Annotated in this window: 1 pseudogene; it reads right to left on the bottom strand. The window is 49.0% G+C overall.

Annotation, left to right across the window (positions count from 1 at the left end):
- A pseudogene (locus CF394_RS00340) lies at positions 1–249 on the bottom strand (cache domain-containing protein); the annotation flags it as partial.

The following is a 249-nucleotide window of genomic DNA, read 5'->3' as shown; positions in this document are numbered from 1 at the left end:
GCTTCTGCGAGGACGCGCAGCTTCAAATCGATGAGTACAACGCCTTTCACATGCTGTGTTTCAGGATCGATAACAGCTCTGACGGCGGAAACGACCTCATCTTCCCTATAGTGCACATGGCTTCTGATATTCCGGTTGACAGGCTTCCCGATCATCTTGAAAATCCCTTCATTGTCGAGAGCCGCCTGATACCATGGTTCTTTTGTCAAATCTGTCGGCGTGCGTTCATACATCTCATTGCTGATCATC

It is taken from the genome of Tetzosporium hominis, from assembly GCF_002265435.1.
Taxonomy (GTDB): Bacteria; Bacillota; Bacilli; order Bacillales_A; family Planococcaceae; genus Chryseomicrobium; species Chryseomicrobium hominis.
Note: the sequence above shows the minus strand (reverse complement) of the source record. Positions and strands in the feature narration are given on the sequence as shown.